The sequence below is a fragment of the Elstera litoralis genome (assembly GCF_000963705.1).
GTDB lineage: Bacteria > Pseudomonadota > Alphaproteobacteria > Elsterales > Elsteraceae > Elstera > Elstera litoralis.
This window is the reverse complement of sequence record NZ_LAJY01000518.1, coordinates 1-2,890: the sequence shown is the minus strand read 5'-3', so window position 1 is coordinate 2,890 and position 2,890 is coordinate 1. Positions and strand designations below refer to the sequence as shown.

Genomic DNA, 2,890 nt, shown 5'->3' with positions numbered 1-2,890 from the left:
TGGGCTTGGGCTATTGGGCCAAGATGCGCCTGATTATTCTGCCGCAAGCCTTACGTATCGTCATTCCGCCGATGGTGAATAGTTTCATTTCCACTTTCAAAGATACGTCGCTGGTGATCGTCATCGGCCTTGTCGATTTGCTGAATGCCGGCAAAATCGCGGTTAATGATCCGCCGTGGCGTAGCTTCTACGTGGAAATGTATCTCTATATCGCGCTGATTTACTTCGCTTTTTGCTTTACCATGTCGAAATTCAGCCAACGGCTTGAACGCGACCTGAGTAAAGCCACCAGCCGTTGATCGAGGATTTAGCATGACCCCTCAACGCCAAGCGCGCCGCGAGCAACTCGCCGCCGCGCCGACCAATATCGAAGTCAGCCACGTTCATAAGTGGTATGGCGAATTCCATGTGCTCCGCGATGTCAATCTGTCGGTGAGCAAGGGCGAGCGGATTGTGATCTGCGGCCCGTCCGGCTCGGGGAAATCCACCCTGATCCGTTGCATTAACCGGCTGGAAGAGCATCAAAAGGGCAGCATTATCGTCGATGGAACGGAATTGACCAACGATGTGAAGAACATCGAAGTCATCCGCCGCGAAGTTGGGATGGTATTCCAAAGCTTCAACCTGTTCCCGCACCTGACCGTGCTGGAAAACTGCACGCTTGCGCCGATTTGGGTCAAGAAACTGCCCAAAAAGGAAGCGGAAGCCATCGCCATGAAGTATCTGGAGCGCGTGCGCATTCCCGATCAGGCGTTGAAATATCCGGGCCAGCTTTCCGGCGGCCAACAACAGCGCGTGGCGATTGCCCGCGCGCTGTGCATGTCGCCGAAGATCATGCTGTTCGATGAGCCGACCTCGGCGCTCGATCCGGAAATGGTCAAGGAAGTGCTGGATGTGATGATCTCCCTGGCCGAAGACGGGATGACCATGCTGTGCGTAACGCACGAAATGGGCTTCGCCAAATCGGTGGCCGACCGAGTGATTTTCATGGATCGCGGTGAAATTATCGAGCAGAACGTGCCCGATGAATTCTTCAACAATCCGCAGTCCGACCGCACGAAACTGTTCCTCAGCCAGATTCTCAATCACTAAGCTGAGACGGTGTCGTATTGATCTTGAAAGGCTCCCAGATTTTCTGGGGGCCTTTTATGTTTTCTTGGGGAGTTTTTGAAGAATGCGATCGGTCAGCCCAATCGGCAGGGCGGCCAGAAGGCTGGTCATCGCAGCCATCGGCCAGGGAAAGGCAATCCGAGCCCGATTGCGAGCAAGCCCACGCTGAATAATCGCAGCGGCGCGGGGCGCGGGCATCAAAAACGGCATCGGGAAGCGGTTGCGCGCGGTGATGCGGCTTTCAACGAAGCCGGGGCAAATCACGGAAACGCGAATGCCCGACGGGGCGAGGGTCAAGCGCAGGGCTTCGCCATAGACCTTCACCCAGGCTTTCGAGGCGCAATAGGCCGCCGCCCCGCCAAGACCGCGATAGCCCGCGAGCGAGGCCATTAGGGCAATCTGCCCGCTTTGGCGCTGACTGAACCGGGGCAGCAGCGGGGCGAGGGTATTGATAACGCCGAGCACATTCACCTCGGTAACGCGGCGTAAGTCGGCCTCACGCTCCAGCCCATCGCCGGACCCGGCGGAAATCCCCGCATTGGCGATAATCAGATCGAAGGGCAGGGCCGCATCCCAGGCCGTTAGGCAGGCGCTTAAAGCTACGGCATCGGTCACATCCAGCGCCGCGCTCTCGACGGTCGCCCCACGGGACTGGGCCAGCCGGGCGGTCGCCTCCAGCCGGGCCGCGTCGCGCCCCATCAACCGAAGCGTTACGCCGGGGGCCGCGTAAATTTCGGCAAGCGCAGCGCCGATTCCGCTGGATGCCCCCGTTATCAAAAGGCTGCGGGGAGAAAACTCCCCCCGCAGGGTTGGAGGATTAGGCAACCCCGTTGGCTTTCAACCACGCCAGTAGCTTAGTCCAGCCGTCTTTTGCCGCCGCTTCCCGATAGCTCGGGCGATAATCGGCATGGAAGGCGTGCGGGGCATCGGGATAAACGACGAATTCCGACTTGGTCCCCGCGCCGAGCGCCGCTTTCAGTTGATCCAGCGAGGCCACGGGAATGCCTTGGTCGGCGCCGCCGTACAGCCCGAGTACGGGTGCCTTAATCTTATCGGCAACATCGATGGGATGCGCAGGCTGGAGCGGCGTCTTATCGCCGACGACCCTGCCATACCAAGCGATCCCAGCCTTCACGCCCGGATTATGGGCGGCATAGAGCCACGTCACGCGCCCGCCCCAGCAGAAGCCGGTAATGGCGAGCTTGCTGGTATCGACCGACCCGCTGGCCTTGGCGAACGCCACGGCAGCATCAAGATCGCTCATCACCTGGGCGTCGGGAACGGCGGCGACGATCGGGCGGATCTGCTCCATCGTTGCATTGGCGACATTGCCTTGACGCGCGAAATGCTCAACGGCAATGGCGCAATAGCCCAGCTTGGCGAAGCGGCGGCAGACGTCTTTAATATGCTCATGCACGCCGAAGATTTCTTGAACGACCAACACGAGCGGCAGGTTCTTGCCGCCTTGCGGTTGGGCGCGATAGGCGGGAATCGGGCCGGAGCCGGTCGGGATCGATACTTCCCCGGCCTCAAGCCCGTTGGTATCAGTCGAAATTTGCGTTTGCGCCTGTACCGGCTGAACGGCAAGGGCAAAGCCTGCCGCCAAAGAACTCATCACGACAAACCCCCGGCGGCTTACATCCGTTTGCGGTGTTACCAGCTTTACATCGTCCATCGAACGCCTCCCAGTTTGAAACCGATTCGGTACCGCTACTCATACGGTATTTCTCACAGGATGGATGACATCTTAGCAGTGATAAACGATTTTTTCTTGGCAGCG

At 59.0% G+C, this 2,890-nt stretch carries 4 protein-coding genes; 2 read left to right on the top strand and 2 right to left on the bottom strand.

Going from position 1 to position 2,890, the window contains the following annotated elements; translation table 11 throughout:
* Together VZ95_RS16695 and VZ95_RS16690 are read left to right on the top strand one after the other, a co-directional pair.
* Positions 1-299: ABC transporter permease subunit (locus tag VZ95_RS16695; RefSeq protein WP_156995360.1), on the top strand; the 299-nt coding region annotated here is incomplete at its 5' end.
* Between the two features lie 13 nt (positions 300-312).
* Positions 313-1,092: an amino acid ABC transporter ATP-binding protein gene (locus tag VZ95_RS16690; protein WP_045776859.1), complete on the top strand. Its 780-nt coding sequence runs from the start codon at positions 313-315 to the stop codon at positions 1,090-1,092.
* A 54-nt stretch (positions 1,093-1,146) separates the two neighbouring features.
* On the opposite strand, the gene VZ95_RS16685 is transcribed toward VZ95_RS16690, so the two are convergent.
* Both VZ95_RS16685 and VZ95_RS16680 read right to left on the bottom strand, forming a co-directional pair.
* Entirely contained in the window at positions 1,147-1,887 is a 741-nt protein-coding gene (locus tag VZ95_RS16685) for an SDR family NAD(P)-dependent oxidoreductase (RefSeq protein ID WP_332308118.1), read from the bottom strand.
* A gap of 40 nt (positions 1,888-1,927) precedes the next feature.
* Positions 1,928-2,785 (bottom strand): dienelactone hydrolase family protein, encoded by an 858-nt coding sequence (locus tag VZ95_RS16680; protein ID WP_045776858.1) that lies wholly within the window; start codon positions 2,783-2,785, stop codon positions 1,928-1,930.
* Positions 2,786-2,890: the final 105 nt, after the last annotated feature.